Source organism: Pseudomonas sp. Snoq117.2 (assembly GCF_900110545.1).
Taxonomy (GTDB): domain Bacteria; phylum Pseudomonadota; class Gammaproteobacteria; order Pseudomonadales; family Pseudomonadaceae; genus Chryseomonas; species Chryseomonas benzopyrenica.
Window position 1 is genome coordinate 1 of the sequence record NZ_FOED01000014.1, and the last position, 16896, is coordinate 16896.

Consider the following 16896-nt stretch of genomic DNA (forward strand, 5'->3'; position numbering starts at 1 on the left):
GGTAGTCAGCCGCGAATCGCTCCAGCAGCACGAAGTCGTCTTGCGTGATGTGTGAGTTGGACAACTCGACCGACTTGGTAAGGGGTAGTTGCATTGCATCGCTCCATCGTAAGGGACGGAGGCCACCCCAGCGGGATGGCCCCGCCAGGGTGGTTTAAAAGCAGAAGGACGTCTCGCCTGCAGCAGCCACATCGGCGAACACAAGGCTCGAAAGATCCATCGGCCGCGGCATAACGCCCAGGGTAACCAGGGCATCACGCCATTTCGGCATCGACGCATCGGTGAGGTTGCAGACGCGCTGCAGCACCAGGTCCCAGCCATCCGGCCGGGTAGCCTCCAACTCGTCGCCAGCATCGTCTGACAGCGTCAGCCGAGCCGGCTCCTTTAGAGACACCTTCAGGGCGATGAGCAACGCGACTTTCTCGACCTCGTATTCCGGATCGACATTGCTTGCCGCAAGCTTCCCGAAGGAAGCCTGCAACGCCTGCAACGCGTCGGCGAAGCCGAGCGATTCCGCCGCGCTGCTCAGATCAGACAGCGCCTGCTTCGCCCACCATTCGGTGTTCATCTGCTCGACGTTGTTCTGGCCCTCGGAGTCCATCGCGAAGAAAAGCGTCACGATCAAACCCCCGGTGCAACGACAGGATCATTTGCCCAGGCCGCGCCGAACTTGTCCTTTGCGATGGTATGGATCACCAGTCGCATGGGCTTGTCCGTCCGGTTGGTCAGTGCTTCGCGCAGCGCCTGCGCCAGAGGGCAGGCGAACGGGAAGTTCGCTTGCTTGCTGGCAGCGGTGCTGTAGGTCGTCGCGATACGGGCCCAGCGCAGCAGGGTCCGCGTCGAGAAGGTGACCGTCAGCCCCGATTGGCCAGCCTTAAGCGCCTGGTCGGGATTGCCGATGAACTGCTGGCGCACTCCATTGGCCACATCGATCATGGTGCTCAGGATCGTCGCATCGACCTGGGGCAGCGTCGCCTGCAGAACCGCAAGCTCCTCCTTCTTGCTCAGGTAGGAGACTTCCAGCATGCGGTACCGATCCCAGGACGCAAGGTTCTGGGACAAGGTACCCGTGTAGAGGCCTGTCTCATCACCTTGACCCCGCGTGTTGCAGGTGATGATGAAGCGGAAGTTGGGATGCGGCACGATGACCTCACCACGGTTTTCGGCCAGCACCAGGGCGCCGCCTTCCAATACAGCGTTGAGGCCGGCCATGACAGCCGGATCCAGGAAGTCAGCTTCATCCAGGAGGAAGATGCTGCCCTCTTTCATCGCCAGCGCCAGCGGCCCGTGCGCGAACACGGTCTGCTGATCACCGGTGACAGGATCACACTGCAACGACATCTGACCAATGAGCTCAGGCATTTCCATGCGGGAGTGGGCATTGACCTTGCACAGTGGGTACCGCATCCGCGCTGCGATCTGCTCGACGACGGACGTTTTGCCGGCGCCGGTAGGGCCTACGAGTGCCAGCGAGTCACCGCCCGACGCTGTCAGGAAGTTCATCACGGGCATGCGCAGTTCAGTGCGGAACAGGAATTGCGCGTTGTGCTTGGGTACCAGGTCGAGTAGCGGGTGATTCTCGGCGGCGAACGCAGGCGACATAGTGTCAGCGTTCGTACCAGTAACACCGTAGGCGGACATCGGGACGCAAGGGGTAAGGTTCATGGTGAATCTCCAGTAGGTTGGAGGCGCACCACTCCCCTACGGGGCGTGGTGGCCCCTGTAGGGTTTCAATGATTGCTGTGAAGACGCACAGCTGCGTTATCGCTCTCGGGCCGCATAGCCAGAGAACAGATCCGGGAAAGCTCTGGTAAACCGGAGGTTTACCGCAACGTTCCAGGCAAGAGACAGGGGCGCTTTCGCGCCCCTTCATCCTCACAGGCAAAATGCCCGAGATTCCGTCTCCTGGTCAACCAATGGCAGCCTCATGGCCTCCAGCGCAGCAGTCGTGATCGGATGATCCGAATCGAGGGTGATCCGGACCCGCTCAGAGGGTGCCTGCCGGAAGCGCTGACGCTCCTCCTCAGTCGCCTGCAGCTTCCGGCTCTCGAAGAGATCCTTCCACCGCATGTTGCCGGCCTGCTGGTAGCGGACGACGCGAACGCCCTCCGCCTCGGCCAGCATGTACCCGCCCATCTGCTCGACCAGATCCGCCTGCAGGGCTTCGCGTTGGCCCTTCAGGGCTTTCAGCTGTTCCTGCAGCGTGCTCGCCAAGGCATCGACGTCGCGTACCTGCTGCGCCGTCGCTGCCCAACGCACCAGAGCACCGTCGACCGGGGTGAAGTAGTCGCGCTGAGGATCCTTCTCAGGCTCCTTCTCGCTGACCACCAACTCCCAGAACAACTGCGCCTGCTGCTTGATGAGCTCGATGGTGTCCGGATCGCGACGGATCTCGAACACCAGGGGCTGTCGGGTCGTGCTGTAAAACACGAGATAGCCCCTGGCAGAGCCAGCCACCGCAATCTGGTGCTGTACCTGCCACCAATAGAGCCGGTAGGGCTCGCTCTTCTCGCCCTGCTCCAGCACCAGGTCGAAGTTCTTGTCCGAGGGGACCTTCACCTCGACCGGGCAGCCGTCGTCGTCGACGCCATCGAAGCTGGCGCGAAGAAGCGGAAACGTCGCGCACTCGCCGCATAGCGGCAGGAGCGTGGTCTTGTACCGCTCCTCGAACCAGGCGACCGCGTACGGCTCATGCAGGATGCCAAGCCGGACCTGCGGAATCATGGACAGGTCCAGCGGCGCTACACGGCCGGTGAGCTCGGCCCACAACCGCCAGCGCGTCTTTTCCACATGCTGGCCCAGGATGACCGCTGTCGCGGTCGCCGTGATGCCCTGCCGGCGCCAGGCGTGCCATTCCGGCGTGCGCTGGCGCAAGTCGACAATATTCATCATCACCTCCAGGTTAGGAGGGACCCCAGCCCCAACGGGGATGAGGCCCCGTTAGGGTTGGGTTTGGGCTACGCCGCCTGTGCTTGCGCGGCTTGCCTCTGCTTGAAAAGACCTAGTGCATAGGTCAGGGCATCACCCGTGAGGTTTTGCTCTGCCCAGGAACAGGCCCCTTCCCAGCTGCGGGTTCGTGCAGCGCGATCGCAGACGCTATGGATTCGCTCGCGCGTCACCTCACGTCCTTGGCCAGAAGTAGCTTGGGCGGCCGGCTGCACCTGGGTGCGACCGGGCTGCTCGCGTGGAACCTGCTCATTGACCGTCTCCTGCTGGCGACGATCATGCGGCTGGTCGCCGACGTGGTCATAGACGTTGCCGCCTTCCGCCTGCGATACCGGCGCGGACGCCTGCACCATCGACGCGTTGGCCAAACCGTCCAGAGCGCTCAGCGGTGTGCCAGCGATCCCCTCCTCACCTTCGGTGTTGAGGTAATCGATGACCTGGTCGAGCACCGGGTTGGTCGTTGGCCAATACTTGCGCGCTGACTTGATACCGGTCTTGATCGCCATCGCCTCGAAGTGCGTCTCCCAGGGACCGCGTTTACCAGGACCTTGAGAGGTCCAGGCCGCCGACATGTCCCGTGCTTTGAACACATCCGCCGCCCGCATCGCCTTCACCATGACCCGTCCTGTTGCCAGGTAGGCGGTGGTGTAGACGCCGCGAAACGTCCCGCGCTCGCTCACGTCGAGGAACGGGTCGAAGACATGCTCAGGCTCGGCAGTCGCACCTCGGTAGATGAAGCGATCGCCACTGTAGACGACCTCCGCCACCACCATATCGACAGCGCGGCTGTCGGTGGCCACCTTGATCAAACCGCGGAACGAAACGTCAGCGATCACCTTGCCCTGGCGGGGAACCAGGAAGGCCATCTTTTCGGTGGGATTGAGCGTCAGCCCTGTCGCTGCGATCTGCTGCATCGCAAGCTTGAAGCTGAGCTTGTTGTTGACGGCGCAATTCAGCAGTTTGTCGTTGGCCAGCATGGCGTGGTAGGCAAACAGCGCCTCTTACGCCCAGTTCACACCGCTCTGAGAGCGCATGATGATCTCGACGCATTCCGCCTCGATACCGCTGAGCAGATCCTGCGCCTTCTGATCGTGGGCCGTGACTTGCTGAGTGTTTTGCGAATGATTGGAACGGGACATGAGAACCTCCGGTGAGCATGCGGAGGCCCCCCGAGCGGGAGACGCCCGCAAGGGTTATTGGATTGAAGCGTTACAGCATGCAGAGATACGGCACTTTCGCGAACGGGATGTCGTCGTCGAACGAGTCATAATCTCCTGGGGTGGGTTGCTGCTGAGGACGAGGCTGCTGCTGCGGCCGCGGTGCTTGCTGCGGCCGATCATTCGCCGGCGCCGAAGACGCCGGTGCCTGCTGTGACCGCGGCGATCGTTGGGGCGCTGGTGCGCTCCGCTGATCGTCGTAGTCACCGCCCTGGGCAGCGCCATTGCTGCGGCCGCCGAGCAACTGCATATTGCCGTTGATGTCGACGACTACCTCGGTGGTATAGCGATCCTGGCCGTCCTGCCCTTGCCATTTGCGCGTGCGAAGCGTGCCTTCGACATAGACCTGGGAGCCTTTACGGATGTACTCGCCGGCGATCTCGGCCAAGCGGCCGAAGAACACGACGCGGTGCCATTCCGTTCGATCTTGCTGCTGCCCGGTCTGCTTGTCCTTCCAGCTTTCGCTGGTGGCCAGGGTGACGTTGGTTACGGCATTGCCGTTGGGCATGTAACGGGTTTCGGGGTCCGCACCGGCGTTGCCGACGAGGATGACTTTGTTGACGCCACGAGCCATGAGAAATCTCCGGTAACCGAGGCGCCTTGCCCCTATGGGGAAGAAGCCCCGCAGGGTGGAAGGGAGGTGCTGACGGAAACAGTTCAGCTGCTGCAATCAAGCGCCCTGCAGAGGGTGCTCGAAAGTCATGGTCTGGGCAGGAGAAGCTCCTTCCGGCTGGGCTTGAGGCAAGGCCAGGCGGGAAAAGCTTCCGAGGGGAGTGGCTCCCCTCGGCTATTGCGGGATCAAGGACAAACCGCCACATGCGCGGTCGCGGCGATCAGTCCTATCGACTTGGCCCAGCGCGCTAGTCGGCGCAGGTCCAAAGCGTCCGGGTCTACAGTCTCGGCGATATGGTCAGGTACAGGTACCGACTTCTCGCCGAGGTGTAGCTCCCGACTATCCACTTCATAGATGGCTTGTACATTCAGTCGCATGGTGGAAATCCTCGTCGGGTGGTCCACCGAAACGCCCGTTCTTCGGGGGCGCTTGGGTGGACCACCCGCAAGGGAGGTCCATGCAGCACTGCCCCCGGAGGGGCAGTCCACGGCTCAGAAACTGAGCGGCTTGCCGCTACGCTGCCAGGCCGGCGACTCGTATTCCGAGTAGTCGACTGCTGGCGGCAGAGAACTGACACGCGTAGCTCCGCGCAGCCGAGGCTGTTCAGAAACAGGCGGGTCAATCACAAGGGCAGGTGCTGCTTTTGCTGGAGCGGCCGAGAGCGGCGACTCAAGCTTGACGTCGATGTCTTCTCGCAAGGCGATCGTAGGCTCCTGACGTTCAGGTGCTTTCGAGCGATTTTTGAAAAGACGATACAGACCCCAGATGAAAGCCAGAACCAGAAGGTATGGAATCAGTTTCATTTGCCAGCCTCCTCGAGCGCTTGATGGTGCGCGCGGATCTGATTGGCAGCAGGGGACGACTGTATAGACGGGACTACAACGTATTGCACGAAGGCAAACGCGATAGCGATGCAAAGGATCAACTTTTTCATGAATGGAGGCCTCCAAGAAAAAAAGGGCCTCCATCCCAAAAGGGATAGAAACCCTTTTGGGATTAGTCACGACCGCGAATCGTGACCAGATAGTGCTAGTAGAGTGACCAGCTACACATAGACCCGCCTGATGGAATCAGGGGGTACGACACACAAGCGACATGCTTGGGCGAAGTAGACTCCAGAATATCGCTGTGCCACTACACCTGTAAACCCCCTAATCCGCTCCCTCCACCGGGGTGAATTGGCCCTGGCCTGGGCGATGGCCACCTTATGGTAGAAGCTCCCCAACCCAAGGAGCCGACCATGGCCAACGGAAGCGATTTCAAACCCCAAGGAAGCTATTCCGCCCCGACGCTGCAGTCCCAATACGTACTCAAAACCGAACAAGCGCAGCAGGTCCATCGCCGCTGTTTCGAAGGGGCCGCGCGCGCGCTCTACACCGTAGACGTTATCGCCCGTGCCCTCGCACACAGGAACAACGCGTTCAGCCATGCCGACGTGATGAAGGCCGTGGAAAGCCTGATCCTCAAGCTCGAAAAAGAGATCAGTGACGAGCGCGATCGCTTCGTGGCCATCCTGAAGGCCGCTGGCCAAGAAGGGATGGTTGCTCGGTACGACAACGCGGCTACGTTCACCTTCACGATCTCGACCCCTCTCATCATGCGCCTGGCCCACATCATCCAGAGCTTCGATGAGATGCTGGTGCAGGCCCAGACGGCCTGGCTGCTCGGCGTCCTGCCCTCTGACCGCAACGACATGACGGGCAACGAGCGTAAGCGCCAGCTCATGCGCGTAGTGCGCAAGCTGCAGGCCATGGCGACCGACGCTCGAGCCAAAGCGCGGAAAAGTCCCGATGCCGCAGAGATCGCTCGCACCGTGGGTGAAGTCGGCGAAGAGAACGCCCTCGACCAGCAAACCGCAGCCGCTGTCAGCGAACTGGATGCCGCGGCGGCGTGATCTACCTAAACAAAAAAGGCGCCTTCGTGGCGCCTTTTTTGTGGCTATTGGTCCTTGAACGTTCCTCGCAGATTTTTCTCTGTAGCGTTCCGCGAATCCGGAAACGTAACTTCCATACCATCCATGATCTCGTTGTTCCTAGTAAGAACGTCCTTCCGATTCGCCCCTGGGTAGTTAAGCGTAGAACCACTACCGGTCAGCTTATCGAGGTTGATCTTGTCGGCGGTGGGATAGTTATTGGTGATCTGCAGGATGCCTATCCACTCCGAGATGTCGATCTTGCTCCAATCGAGCTTTGCCAGGTCTCCGACTGAAATACCCTCGCAGGATGGGTTCTCAGCGTCGCCCCAAGTGCGTCCAAGTTGAGGCCGTGCTTGCTCCTGGATGATTCGTCCCAGAGGTGAGTTGAAGCAGCAGTAGGACTCGCGCTTTTCTATGCATCCCATGGGGGATTTGGAAGCGCAGTAGCTGCCCAGGAAGTGGCAGACCTTTGTCTCCTTTTTGGCGGCAAGCTCGAATTCCTTCTGCTCACACTCCCAGATGATCTGCACCATGATGTTCGCGATCGTGTAGATCGTATAGGCGATCATGATCACCGACAGCGCACTGGCGAAGCCCGCGGCAAACGTCGCGTTGGGCGCCGTGCTGACAGCGCCGGTAGTGGCATTAGTCGTCGCGTAAGGCGTAGTGCTAGAGCCTGCCGACGCTGATCCACTCGCGAAAATCGTGTTAGCTGCCGCGGTGCCGAATGTGTTCGCCGTCCATTCGGCGGCATAGTTCATCATCTTCTGTTTGAGCACGTCCAAACCGATCATTTGGCTGACGGTCGTGGCGCCTTCGTTCGTTTTGACGGCCGAACTCCACGCTGAGGTCCAGTTGCTTCCGCTTGCCAATTCTTTACCGAAGGTCCATGCCGCTTCAGCAGTCGGTGCCTTATCGATGATCCCGATCTTCTCGGTCAAGCTGATGGTATTCATGGTCAGGGACACGTAATCCATGAGCGAGATGCCATCCGGCGCCTCACAGCAATCGACCCATCCGCCGACCGCCTTTTTGCACTCCATGGGCTCCCCTTTCCAGACCTTGCAGTTGTGATCGGTCGAGGTGTCGGTGGGGTTCTCCCCGCAGTCCAGATCATGTTCTGCAAACTGGGCAATTTGGAGCGCCGCCGCGGCATAACCGAAGTCGGTAGATTTCTCATCCGTCGGGTTGAAGCACTCCGTGCCCAGGCACCGGACTGGGCCATCGCACTGGTAGCTCGTGCTGGACGTTGACGTTGGGACGTCAACCTCATGGCCACAGTCCCAGGTTTCCTCCGTGACGTAGCATTTGCCCGATTCGCCCTCGGCCCCGTCCACGCACTGGCGAGAGATGAAGCCGCACTGCTTGTCAGCCTCGAACTTGGTACAGGTGTCCAGGTTGAGCCCACCGGTGACGCAACCCTGAACCTTGACGTTCTGAAAGAGCTTATCGACGCCCTTGATCGGGGAAGGCTTCATGGCGTTGTACATGTCGTCGCCAGGGCAAACCGTCACCCCCTTCAGATTCAAGCACCCGCTGGCCACGCCCCGGGTAACCGTGACACTGCCGCCCTCCGAACATTGGCCATTCTGGATTTTGTTCGCCGAATCGATGCAGTACTGGGGACCGAATGATTCACCATCGATGCGCACGTTCTTCAGCTTGAGCTCATGGGCATAGAACGCGCCAGGCGTGCCTTTGCCGGTGTCCTTCACATCGACGACCATCTTCAGGCCGTTGTCGCACGTCGGCATCTGAACGATGTTCAGGGAGTCCTCGGTCAAGGTGTTGGGGGCAAACTTGTGCCCCGTCCAGATCGCGGTGCTCGAAACGGCGAAGCGTTGTGGAAGCCGCTTGCCGTCCGCGCCTTTCTTGCACATCACGTCCAGTGAGGCCTGGTCCACGTAGCCGTCGCTGCGCAGGTTGCTGGAGGTGTTGCGGTAGGTACCGGCGAGGAAGTCGACCTCGACCCGATTGGTCTCACCGGCGCCCGGGGCATCCTCTACCGCAAACCGAGCTGATACCGGCACCTCCACCACACGCATGTCGTGGGACACCGCACAAGTCTTATCGCTATTGGTGGGGCACTGCTCGTTGCCCTGGGCGTCGGTGTAGCACTGCATGTCGCCCTTGTAGAAGTTGCACTGCGCGTCGACCGATACCTCCTGGCACAGTGGCGATATTCCGGATGCCGGGGACTTGTTCTTGAAGCTGCTTTCACATACCCGCGTGCCGTTAATGACCGCGCAACCGTTCTCGTCCACGTCAGGCATCTTGTTGCAAACGAACTTGCCCTGGCAGGCGCCGTCGTTCACCGCAGTCACGGCCTCGGCAGCCTCCGGCGGGTACCAGTTGTCGTTGCTGATGACCTCCTGAGGATCATAGAGAATGCGCAGCTTGGCGTAGGCCTCACCGCGGCCGGTGACCGATGCGCGGATCTTGAAGGGGATGACACCTCCCTTTTTGACAATCGAGGTCATGTTGACGTCGGGATTCGTCTCCCAAGACGTATCGAGCTCGCAGGCCCCTTCGGTCTCCGGGGGGAAGTTTTCGTTCGGGCCAGACCATACCTTGGTCCCGCCGACGAGCACCTGCATGTAGTCGTCCCACTTCGCATAGACCAGCTGGGCGCTCTGGATCGCTTCGGGCTTGATGACCTCGAACTTCATCTCGTTTTCGAAGATGGTGCAGCTGCCGCGCCAATAGTCGTTGCCGACTTGACCCAGCCAGATATCGACGCAGCCCTCACCGCAAGACTGGACGTTCGCTGGACCGTCGTAGTATCGGACGACCCCTGCCAGGTACTCATGCTTGAGCGTGTAGCTGCCGGACTTATCGGTCACCCGTTCGCACTGCTTGAGATCGCTTACGTGCTTCGTGGCCGTGCCCTTGGTGTACTCGGTGTTCTGCTTGCAGTCCGAGAACTCCTTGTTGAAGAGCGCCTGGTTGTCGATGATCTTGTCGGTGTTGTTCCACAACGGATCATTGGTCAGATCGGGGCGCGTCTGGGAGACGTTACCGCGCAGCAGGCGATAGGCCTCACCGCTAGAGGACTCCTCCGAGGTCAGCCGCAGGTTGGCATCGCTGCCAGCCGCCATCGTCGCCTTGTCATCGCCGTAGATGTTGCTGAGCGCGCTGGTGTTGGAAGAGTCGGTCACCCCGGGGAACAGCTCCGAGATACTGACCGACTGCTTCGCCGCGTCCGAGCCAAAGGTGATCTCCGTTGAGCTGGCGGACGGTGGCGACCAGGCGTTCAGCGCCTCCTTTGCCGTCGCAGTGCCGGTCGCGGCTGAGGCAGTCACGCTGTCGGCCCAGGCCATGACAGGGCACGCATAGGCGTAAAAGAACAGGGTGATAGCGGCGACCACCCGGGCAAAGATTGGATTGCGCATCGGGTGCCTCACAGGGTGTTACAGCAGTCGTTCCAACGGAACATCATGTAGAGCGCGTCTTCGCCGACCTGGGGAATGGCGCGCCCTTCCCCGCCTTGCCACGTTAGGGGGCTTGCGCCGATGTAGTGCCCCTTCTTGGTCTCTGCGCGCGGGAAGAACATCGACATCTTGTATTGCGACTTGGGAATGGTCGGGAAGATGGATCCCCGGCAAAGGGTGTCATCGCCCATCGTCAGGTGCGCCAGGCCGCGCCGGTGCTGGGTGGCCAGCGTCCGGGCAGCGAGTAGCGAGGTGGTCCGGCCGAAGTCGTTCGGCAGCGTGGTGCCGGCCATGGGGTAGATCTCCCCCCAGGTCCCAGCGCACCACCAGAGGGAGGTCAGCGGCTCCTTACCGACCACACCCAGCGCGGCATCTGCCGTGCACGCTGCCTGGGCAATCGGGTTAGCGACAGCAGCGGCTTCCGGATTGACGAAGAACGCCAGTTCGTCGTTGGTCCAGGTCGGGTCGATCTCGGAAAGCTGGATGATGTCGAAGTCGGCGTAGCCATCTGGCGAGCAGCGCTTGGGCATGTACATCTCGAGGATCGAGAGCAGTGGAAAAGCGTAGTAGTGGACGTTGTAGAACGACATCCGCTCGTGGCTCACCTGGTTGCCGGTAGTGGCGTCGGCGTGGGTTCCCCACAGTCGCTTGTCCCCGATAGCGAGCGTCACGCCGCCAAGCGCCGGCAGGCAGCCCGGCTTGCGCACCACCTCGATCAAACGCGCCGGCTCCCACATGGAGTTCACGATTCCCGGCTTCCAGATCCCGAGGTTGTCCTCGCACATGCAGAGACTTTTCTTCGAGGCCCCCCGCGGCGCATCGCCTGGCGTGATGGAAATGCCGGCGATACGAATCGGGAAGAGGCACGCCCAGCAGATGTCGGTGAACAGCTTGCCGCTGAACAGCTCGGCGTTCGGGCAGGACGCTGTTGGCGTGGACGCTTCGGCTGCCCGCGCGCCGTTGGAGCCGAAAACGGCCAGTAACAGGATCAGAGCCGCTGCATAGCGAATCAACATGGGTTCAAAGGCCTTGAGTCAGGAGGCGGCGAGCGCAGCAGCAGGAAGGAGGAAGGGCATCGACAACCCGAAGCCCTGGCGGGCGGCGCCGGTGAGCGGTAGCAGCACCTCGCACAGGAGGTGCTCCTGCTCGACCTTCTCGAGGATCAAACCGGTACCGCAGCGGGTGCAGTGATCACGCGCATCAATGACCCAGTCCAGGTTGATACTGCGGGCCAGTGCCGGCAGATCGATCTTGCAGAAGTCCCAGGCGTGCCGTTTGAGACGGGCCGAATCCGCGCTGTCCTGGCCATAGTCGTCGATGGCCACGGCGATACCGTGCCGACGGATCATCACCAGCCGCTCCTCCAGGTCGACGCCCTGGAGGGGAGAAAGCTCGGGAATCTCGAAGCACACGGAAAGCGAAAGGCCGCTGACCAGCTGACAGAGCCGGTTCAGGTGCAGCAGGTTGAGCAGGGATGCCGGGCTCAGATTGATGAACAGGATGCCCCTGGCAGGTAACTCATGCGCCCGCGCTACGACCAGGCCGATCACATCCGCGTCCAGGCGTTCCCAGTCCTCATCGGTCGCGCCGGACATGAAGACGCCGGGCCCCAGGACGCCCTGGACGGTGGTCTTGCGGGCCAGGACCTCGTGCCCAAGAACCGCGCCGTTCTGATGATGGATTTTCTGCAAGGCAAGCTCGATCACGGCGCAAACTCCTCGATGTAGAAGCTATGGCGATCGGCCGTCACAACAGACGGCACGAAGTCGATGGCGAAGCGGCTGCGCACGTCATCGCGCAGGACATAGGCGGCGTGGTCGATCTCGTTCTGCAGGGCGGCGAAGCCATCCCAGCCTTGCTCCCGCGCCACGCGCGAAACGATCACCACGACGTTTTGCTTGGCGCCGTAATCCGCAACCTGCTTCTTGGCCAGGGCGACCTGCTGCGGGTCGAGCGGGTCGATGATCACCAGGCGTTGGGTGAAGGGACGCATGTCGAGCGGATTGATCCGATCGCCCGCCTTGTGGATCACAGTGCCATCTGCCGCGGTCATGTCCGCCGGCACCAGCACCGTGGGATCCAGGGCGCGCACTCGATGCCGGGTGGCGCGTGGCAGCTCGGCGAACGTCTGCTTGTCCCAGAAGGTGTTCAGGGCGCGCGCTTTCATCTTTTCCATGTCGACTTTGGCCAGCCGCTCTTTCATCACCTCGATGAGGTCACGTTCGGCGATCTCGACCAGAGGACCCAGCGACAGCACTGGCTCTTTGCGACGGGCAAAGGCCTCGTCCGCGCTCGCGGTGGAGGTGGTGCCCTTCGCCAGGTAAACCGACTTCTGATCAACCAACTTGCGAATCGCCGGCACCTGGTCGACGCCGGCCTCTTCGAACACCACCGGATTGATCAGCACCGATGTTTTGGTCTTGGTCTCGAGCGACAGGCGCTGCAGCTTGGCGAGCGCCAGGGCAAACGGCATGTCTTCGGGCACACCGCGGAAGACGAGCTCTACTGACTCGTTACCGTCATAGTTCTGCAGCAGCTGCTTGATCTCTGCCTCGCCCAGGGACCACGACACCAGGATCTGGTAGACAACCTTCCGGGTGTCTACCGGCGGCTTGGGCGCTTCGAGAGGGCTTGCCAGCGGTTGGCTTTGCTTCAGGTAGCTGAAGTCTTCGTTACGCAGCGTGAAGTCGACCTCCTGCTTAGTGCTGACCTGCATCTCCTTGAGATCAGCGGCGAAATGCTCCAGCGCCGCCTGCTCTTGCTCAACGGCGCTGTCGGCGGCCGAGAGCGTGGCGAACAACAGCGCAACGACACCGATTACCGCGCGCAGGCTCACCATATCGGGTACGCCCGGCCGAGCACGTCGACCTTGCTGACGTAGCCCCAGTAGCGAGAGTCAAAGCTGTCCAGGGAGGTGCCCATGAACCAGAGCTGGTCCGCTGGTACGATCTCGTCACGACGGTAACGACTTGCAGGCTTTCCGAGCCGTTTGGCCAGCAGCACGCCTTGGCCCTGGGCCTCACCGTTGATAGTTACCCGCTCGGGGGTCACGATGACTCGGTCACCCGGCACGCCACGGACGTACTTGATGACCTTGGTGCCATTGCGGAAGAACGGTTCCATCTGGGTCGAGCGAAACGCATAGATGGCATCACGCTCGACGGTCTGGTCATAACGGTCGATCAAGAACACCCGCCAGTCCAGGCACGTGTTCTTCTGCGGATCGATCCCTATCTCGTAGCGCGACGTCGCGTACCAGGCCGCGCCGGCGGCCAGTAAGCTGAACGGGAGGGCCTTCAGCAGAAACCTGAGGTGGCGGCTCACTCGGCATCCTCGGCTTGCTTCGCAGCTCCCGGCGCGCTCGCTGGCACCTCAAGCTCTGCGGGATAGCTGACCACCGCGCGCTTATCGATGGTGACGAAGCCGTTGGCAGCGAGCTTATTCGCCGAGGCGCGTAGCGCTGCCATGGCCGCATCTACCGCTTGCGGGTCACGCACATCGACGTTTCGGGTGGCAGCGTCGTAATCGACGATTGCGATCTGGGTGCCGAATTCGTCCGTTTTGAACAGCCAGGCGTAGCCAGTGACCACCGCCATGGAGACGAGCGCGGAGATCAGGACCGTCGAGAGGGTCTGGTTCATGCCGCCAGCCCCCGATCAGCCATCACCCGTGTGATGGCTTCTGCCGTCGGGATACCCTGGTCGGTATAACGCCCAATATCCTCAACGTCTTTCGCGAAGGTGCTGTAAAGCAGGTTGGAATACTTGTCGACCGTCAACCGCCCGATTCCGGAACCATGTTCGGTCGAGAAGAAGATTTCGGAGTACTGGCCTCGTACTGTGTGCACCGACTTGAGTAGTTTGAAGCCACCCTCCGTGAGCGAGAGGCGCTTTTCCTTTTGGATCAGATCGATCGCGGAGGCCTTCTGGCCGAGCAGGAACTGATGCGCGGAGTTTTCTACGATCGCCCGGCCGGTAGAGTTCGCGTACAGGTCGTTCACGGACTGGGTGATCGTGATCGCCGAGCCGTTGTACTTACGGAACCGGCGGTAACCGTGTTCGATGAACTTAGCGACGTCGCCCTCGGTGAGCAACGACCAGGCTTCATCGATAATCACGATCTTCTTCTGGTCACGACTACCCAGATACATCGCTTGCTGGATTTGATAGATTAGTTGCAGCAATACCACTTGCTGCAGATGCTTGCGCCCTTTCAGTTCTTCAAGTTCGAGAACGGTAAAAGGGTTTTTAAAGTCAACGTTGTTCTTTCCATTGAAGAACTTGCCATACATGCCTGCTCGAGTGAACGGATACAGCTGCTTCCCGATGTCCTGAACACGCGGATCCTCATCACTTAGCAGCGACTTCTCCACATCGTCTACGACCATCTCGCCGCCCAACTTTCCAAACACGTCATGGGTGTGTTTGCGAAGCCCTGCAATTTGCAAGTCCAAGAGCGGAGCGGTGGGCGCGGCCATTGCGCTCAAAAGCCCAATCAGTACATCTTCTTCTTCAGAGTAATCTTGAACGAGCTCGAAAGGATTCAGGCAAATTTGAGACTCCTGGGTGAATTCCACGAAGTCGCCGTCGAATGCTTTCGCCAACTTCAAGTAGGAACGACCAACGTCGATCACCCACACCTGAGCGCCGATCGAGCGATACGAAGTAATCAGATAGTTGGTCAGGAACGACTTACCACTACCAGATTGCGCCGCGATTGTAGCGTTATAGTTGGTATCCGAATCGAATAGACAATAGGACATCAGCTGTCCGTTTCGCGATACGAACTGCATCGTTGGCGTGCCGGTCCCCTTCCAGTCTGCATAGATAGGAACCAGGGGAAGGGCCTGGGTGATAGCCATAGACTTATAACGGTAAAGCTCCTCAACAGCTTTAGGATCAGCTCCGAAGGGAAGCGCATTGAGGAATATTGGGAGGACAAAGAATCGATCCTCCATGAAGGTAAATTGGCGGATGCTCATGTAGTTGCGCGCCTCAGCCGCAGCGCGGATCAGGCGATCACGGTTTGGAGCGAAGACCACCATGGTCATATTGCAGCGGACAGCAGACTCGCCCTCGTCAAGCTCTTTGAACAGTGCATCCATACCGTGCTTTTTTGCGCCCAGCTTTGGCACGAACTTCAGCAAAGGGCCGTATGCTTGGTTATTTACCCACTGGCGCTTCGCGCCCAGCTTGTCCTTGAACCCCTGCTGCTCCGGGAAATAGATCGTGAAGCTGATCAGGCAGTTTTCGCGAATACCCGTGGCACCAGTGAGGAGATCTCCGAGATACCATCCGGCCGCGCCCTGCAACGTGCGCCGCGGGAACTTTTTCACGGAAAGACATTTGACCAGGGTATCTCCAATTTGGAGATGATCCTTGTGCGGAATCAATGTGCGATCATAATCCAGGAGCTGAACTTTTAGCGGCTTGTCATCATCCGCTTCAATTTCGTTTCGGTCACGCCAAGATGCTTCTGCGCCCTGATTCAAGATAGAGGACATTACCTCTAGATAGAGATTACGACCCATACCAATCGGCGCCAATCCGACCGACTTGAAGACGGAATCAAATTGGGAGCGAATTTCACTCGCCATTTGCGTTTCACGATCAGTCGGTTCGACATTCGCGATAGGCATCATGACAGTAATTACAAGGTGAATATCACGGACCTTGATCCCAGAATAATCGTCAATAGGGTCCAGAGTTCCCTTGAACAGGTATTCCGAGCGATTCTTCAATGCAGTCTTGATCACCCCTTCCGGAGTATCATTTCTCAAGCGAAGCATCGCATTGATCGGGTTATTGATATTTTGCGACGCGAACAGGCAGAAGTTGACACTTGCGTTGGCGGGCCACGCTTGTTTAAGGACGGATTTCAACTGCTCGCCTTCTTTCCCGTCACTGCCGGGGAGCGGCTGGCAAAGGAAAGAGAATCCAATCTGGTTGTCGTCGAGGAGAAAGACCATGTTGGCCTCGTCGAACGCCGTAACGCTCAGCAGATCCCCGATCGGAAAGTTACCCTTCACATAACTGGTCATTGGCCGGCACCCGCAAGCCAAGGCTCCAGGCTGCCCTTCTCGTACCCATGGCGGACCAGGCCATCATTACGGATCATGAAGGGAACGCCCTTCACCCCGAACATCTGCGCGCTGATGATTCGCTTGCCGATAGCCGAGGTATCGCAGTCGTCTCCGACCTGATCGACCACGCGCGGCTTCGTCTCGCCCAGGACCACAGCAAGTGCCTCGGACTTGTCCTTGGCACAGTGCAGGCTTCGAACGATCTTGCCGCTATCCGGGCCCATCGCGGACAGTTCGAGGATCTTGAAGGTGTAGCCCTTCACCTGCTTCAGGTCCTGCACCAGCTGGTGACAGGATGGGCAGAGCGGATCTGTGAAGATGACCACTTCTTTCGAGCCGGTGCCGAAGGTGAAAGGCGCTAGGTCGTCCACCCGGAAGCGCAGCTTCGCCAGATCGATGTAGTTCGATGCTCGCTCGGCCTCAGCGAGGGTGGTGATTTCCTTCTGGCTCCAGGTGTCGTACAGCGAGCCGCGGAACACAAAGCGGCCGTTGTCGCTGACAAAGGCCAACTTTTCGTTTTTCACGGCGGCGATCATTCCGTTGATCGGTAGCGGTGCCGTGTCTGTTGCGCTCTGGGCGAAAGCCAGTTGGAAGGATAAGGCGCTGGCAGCGAGCACAGCGCTTGTAAGAATCTTACACAGCATGACGGCACCTCTATTTGAGTTACCGTCAGGCTACCGATGCGTTGAATC

Annotated in this window: 17 protein-coding genes; 1 reads left to right on the plus strand and 16 read right to left on the minus strand. The window is 59.9% G+C overall.

The genetic code is table 11. From position 1 onward, the window contains the following. Positions 1–154: 154 nt before the first annotated feature. The 8 genes from BMZ43_RS21990 to BMZ43_RS26225 form a co-directional block, all read right to left on the minus strand. Entirely contained in the window at positions 155–619 is a 465-nt protein-coding gene (locus tag BMZ43_RS21990; RefSeq protein WP_093256521.1) for a hypothetical protein, read from the minus strand. 2 nt (positions 620–621) lie between these two features. Beyond that, positions 622–1665, minus strand: coding sequence for an AAA family ATPase (locus BMZ43_RS21995; RefSeq protein WP_074585423.1), 1044 nt, complete (start codon positions 1663–1665; stop codon positions 622–624). A 210-nt stretch (positions 1666–1875) separates the two neighbouring features. Then, complete coding sequence (locus BMZ43_RS22000; protein ID WP_093256524.1) at positions 1876–2889, minus strand: YqaJ viral recombinase family nuclease; 1014 nt, start codon at positions 2887–2889, stop codon at positions 1876–1878. A gap of 68 nt (positions 2890–2957) precedes the next feature. Next, entirely contained in the window at positions 2958–3923 is a 966-nt protein-coding gene (locus tag BMZ43_RS22005) for a recombinase RecT (RefSeq protein WP_093256526.1), read from the minus strand. 24 nt (positions 3924–3947) lie between these two features. After that, the gene (locus tag BMZ43_RS26610; RefSeq protein WP_177344846.1) at positions 3948–4085 is read right to left on the minus strand and encodes a hypothetical protein; all 138 of its coding nucleotides are present in this window, start codon (positions 4083–4085) and stop codon (positions 3948–3950) included. Positions 4086–4155: 70 nt separating this feature from the next. Beyond that, on the minus strand, positions 4156–4737 hold the full coding sequence (gene ssb, locus BMZ43_RS22010; RefSeq protein ID WP_093256528.1) for a single-stranded DNA-binding protein: 582 nt from the start codon (positions 4735–4737) through the stop codon (positions 4156–4158). Positions 4738–4961: 224 nt separating this feature from the next. Next, the gene (locus tag BMZ43_RS22015; RefSeq protein ID WP_169887004.1) at positions 4962–5153 is read right to left on the minus strand and encodes a hypothetical protein; all 192 of its coding nucleotides are present in this window, start codon (positions 5151–5153) and stop codon (positions 4962–4964) included. A 114-nt stretch (positions 5154–5267) separates the two neighbouring features. Continuing rightward, complete coding sequence (locus BMZ43_RS26225) at positions 5268–5579, minus strand: hypothetical protein (RefSeq protein WP_108576343.1); 312 nt, start codon at positions 5577–5579, stop codon at positions 5268–5270. Positions 5580–6016: 437 nt separating this feature from the next. On the opposite strand from BMZ43_RS26225, the gene BMZ43_RS22020 reads away from it, so the two are divergent. Continuing rightward, positions 6017–6670, plus strand: coding sequence for an AcaB family transcriptional regulator (locus tag BMZ43_RS22020; protein WP_093256530.1), 654 nt, complete (start codon positions 6017–6019; stop codon positions 6668–6670). Between the two features lie 44 nt (positions 6671–6714). Here BMZ43_RS22020 and traN read toward each other — a convergent pair whose 3' ends face one another. The 8 genes from traN to BMZ43_RS22060 are packed head-to-tail and all read right to left on the minus strand — an operon-like array spanning position 6715 to position 16848. After that, complete coding sequence (traN, locus tag BMZ43_RS22025; RefSeq protein WP_093256533.1) at positions 6715–10083, minus strand: conjugal transfer protein TraN; 3369 nt, start codon at positions 10081–10083, stop codon at positions 6715–6717. An 8-nt stretch (positions 10084–10091) separates the two neighbouring features. Then, positions 10092–11138, minus strand: coding sequence for a TraU family protein (locus BMZ43_RS22030; RefSeq protein WP_093256535.1), 1047 nt, complete (start codon positions 11136–11138; stop codon positions 10092–10094). Positions 11139–11156: 18 nt separating this feature from the next. Further along, positions 11157–11828: an EAL domain-containing protein gene (locus BMZ43_RS22035; protein ID WP_093256538.1), complete on the minus strand. Its 672-nt coding sequence runs from the start codon at positions 11826–11828 to the stop codon at positions 11157–11159. Further along, a complete protein-coding gene (locus tag BMZ43_RS22040) occupies positions 11825–12961 on the minus strand; it encodes a TrbC family F-type conjugative pilus assembly protein (protein WP_093256540.1) in 1137 nt (378 codons plus the stop codon). Before BMZ43_RS22040 ends, BMZ43_RS22035 begins: the two co-directional genes overlap by 4 nt. After that, positions 12955–13446: a signal peptidase I gene (gene lepB, locus BMZ43_RS22045; RefSeq protein WP_093256542.1), complete on the minus strand. Its 492-nt coding sequence runs from the start codon at positions 13444–13446 to the stop codon at positions 12955–12957. Before lepB ends, BMZ43_RS22040 begins: the two co-directional genes overlap by 7 nt. Next, on the minus strand, positions 13443–13763 hold the full coding sequence (locus tag BMZ43_RS22050) for a hypothetical protein (RefSeq protein ID WP_074585408.1): 321 nt from the start codon (positions 13761–13763) through the stop codon (positions 13443–13445). Before BMZ43_RS22050 ends, lepB begins: the two co-directional genes overlap by 4 nt. After that, positions 13760–16162 (minus strand): type IV secretion system protein TraC, encoded by a 2403-nt coding sequence (gene traC, locus BMZ43_RS22055; protein WP_093256545.1) that lies wholly within the window; start codon positions 16160–16162, stop codon positions 13760–13762. Before traC ends, BMZ43_RS22050 begins: the two co-directional genes overlap by 4 nt. Continuing rightward, positions 16159–16848: a DsbC family protein gene (locus tag BMZ43_RS22060; protein WP_093256548.1), complete on the minus strand. Its 690-nt coding sequence runs from the start codon at positions 16846–16848 to the stop codon at positions 16159–16161. Before BMZ43_RS22060 ends, traC begins: the two co-directional genes overlap by 4 nt. Positions 16849–16896 lie beyond the last annotated feature (48 nt).

Excerpts from the sequence above, each read along its gene's own strand:
- BMZ43_RS21995 (WP_074585423.1), bottom strand. The coding sequence starts at position 1,665 with ATGAACCTTACCCCTTGCGTCCCGATGTCCGCCTACGGTGTTACTGGT.
- BMZ43_RS22000 (WP_093256524.1), bottom strand. The coding sequence starts at position 2,889 with ATGAATATTGTCGACTTGCGCCAGCGCACGCCGGAATGGCACGCCTGG.
- BMZ43_RS22005 (WP_093256526.1), bottom strand. The coding sequence starts at position 3,923 with ATGCTGGCCAACGACAAACTGCTGAATTGCGCCGTCAACAACAAGCTC.
- BMZ43_RS26610 (WP_177344846.1), bottom strand. The coding sequence starts at position 4,085 with ATGTCCCGTTCCAATCATTCGCAAAACACTCAGCAAGTCACGGCCCAC.
- ssb (WP_093256528.1), bottom strand. The coding sequence starts at position 4,737 with ATGGCTCGTGGCGTCAACAAAGTCATCCTCGTCGGCAACGCCGGTGCG.
- BMZ43_RS22015 (WP_169887004.1), bottom strand. The coding sequence starts at position 5,153 with ATGCGACTGAATGTACAAGCCATCTATGAAGTGGATAGTCGGGAGCTA.
- BMZ43_RS26225 (WP_108576343.1), bottom strand. The coding sequence starts at position 5,579 with ATGAAACTGATTCCATACCTTCTGGTTCTGGCTTTCATCTGGGGTCTG.
- BMZ43_RS22020 (WP_093256530.1), top strand. The coding sequence starts at position 6,017 with ATGGCCAACGGAAGCGATTTCAAACCCCAAGGAAGCTATTCCGCCCCG.
- traN (WP_093256533.1), bottom strand. The coding sequence starts at position 10,083 with ATGCGCAATCCAATCTTTGCCCGGGTGGTCGCCGCTATCACCCTGTTC.
- BMZ43_RS22030 (WP_093256535.1), bottom strand. The coding sequence starts at position 11,138 with ATGTTGATTCGCTATGCAGCGGCTCTGATCCTGTTACTGGCCGTTTTC.
- BMZ43_RS22040 (WP_093256540.1), bottom strand. The coding sequence starts at position 12,961 with ATGGTGAGCCTGCGCGCGGTAATCGGTGTCGTTGCGCTGTTGTTCGCC.
- BMZ43_RS22050 (WP_074585408.1), bottom strand. The coding sequence starts at position 13,763 with ATGAACCAGACCCTCTCGACGGTCCTGATCTCCGCGCTCGTCTCCATG.
- traC (WP_093256545.1), bottom strand. The coding sequence starts at position 16,162 with ATGACCAGTTATGTGAAGGGTAACTTTCCGATCGGGGATCTGCTGAGC.
- BMZ43_RS22060 (WP_093256548.1), bottom strand. The coding sequence starts at position 16,848 with ATGCTGTGTAAGATTCTTACAAGCGCTGTGCTCGCTGCCAGCGCCTTA.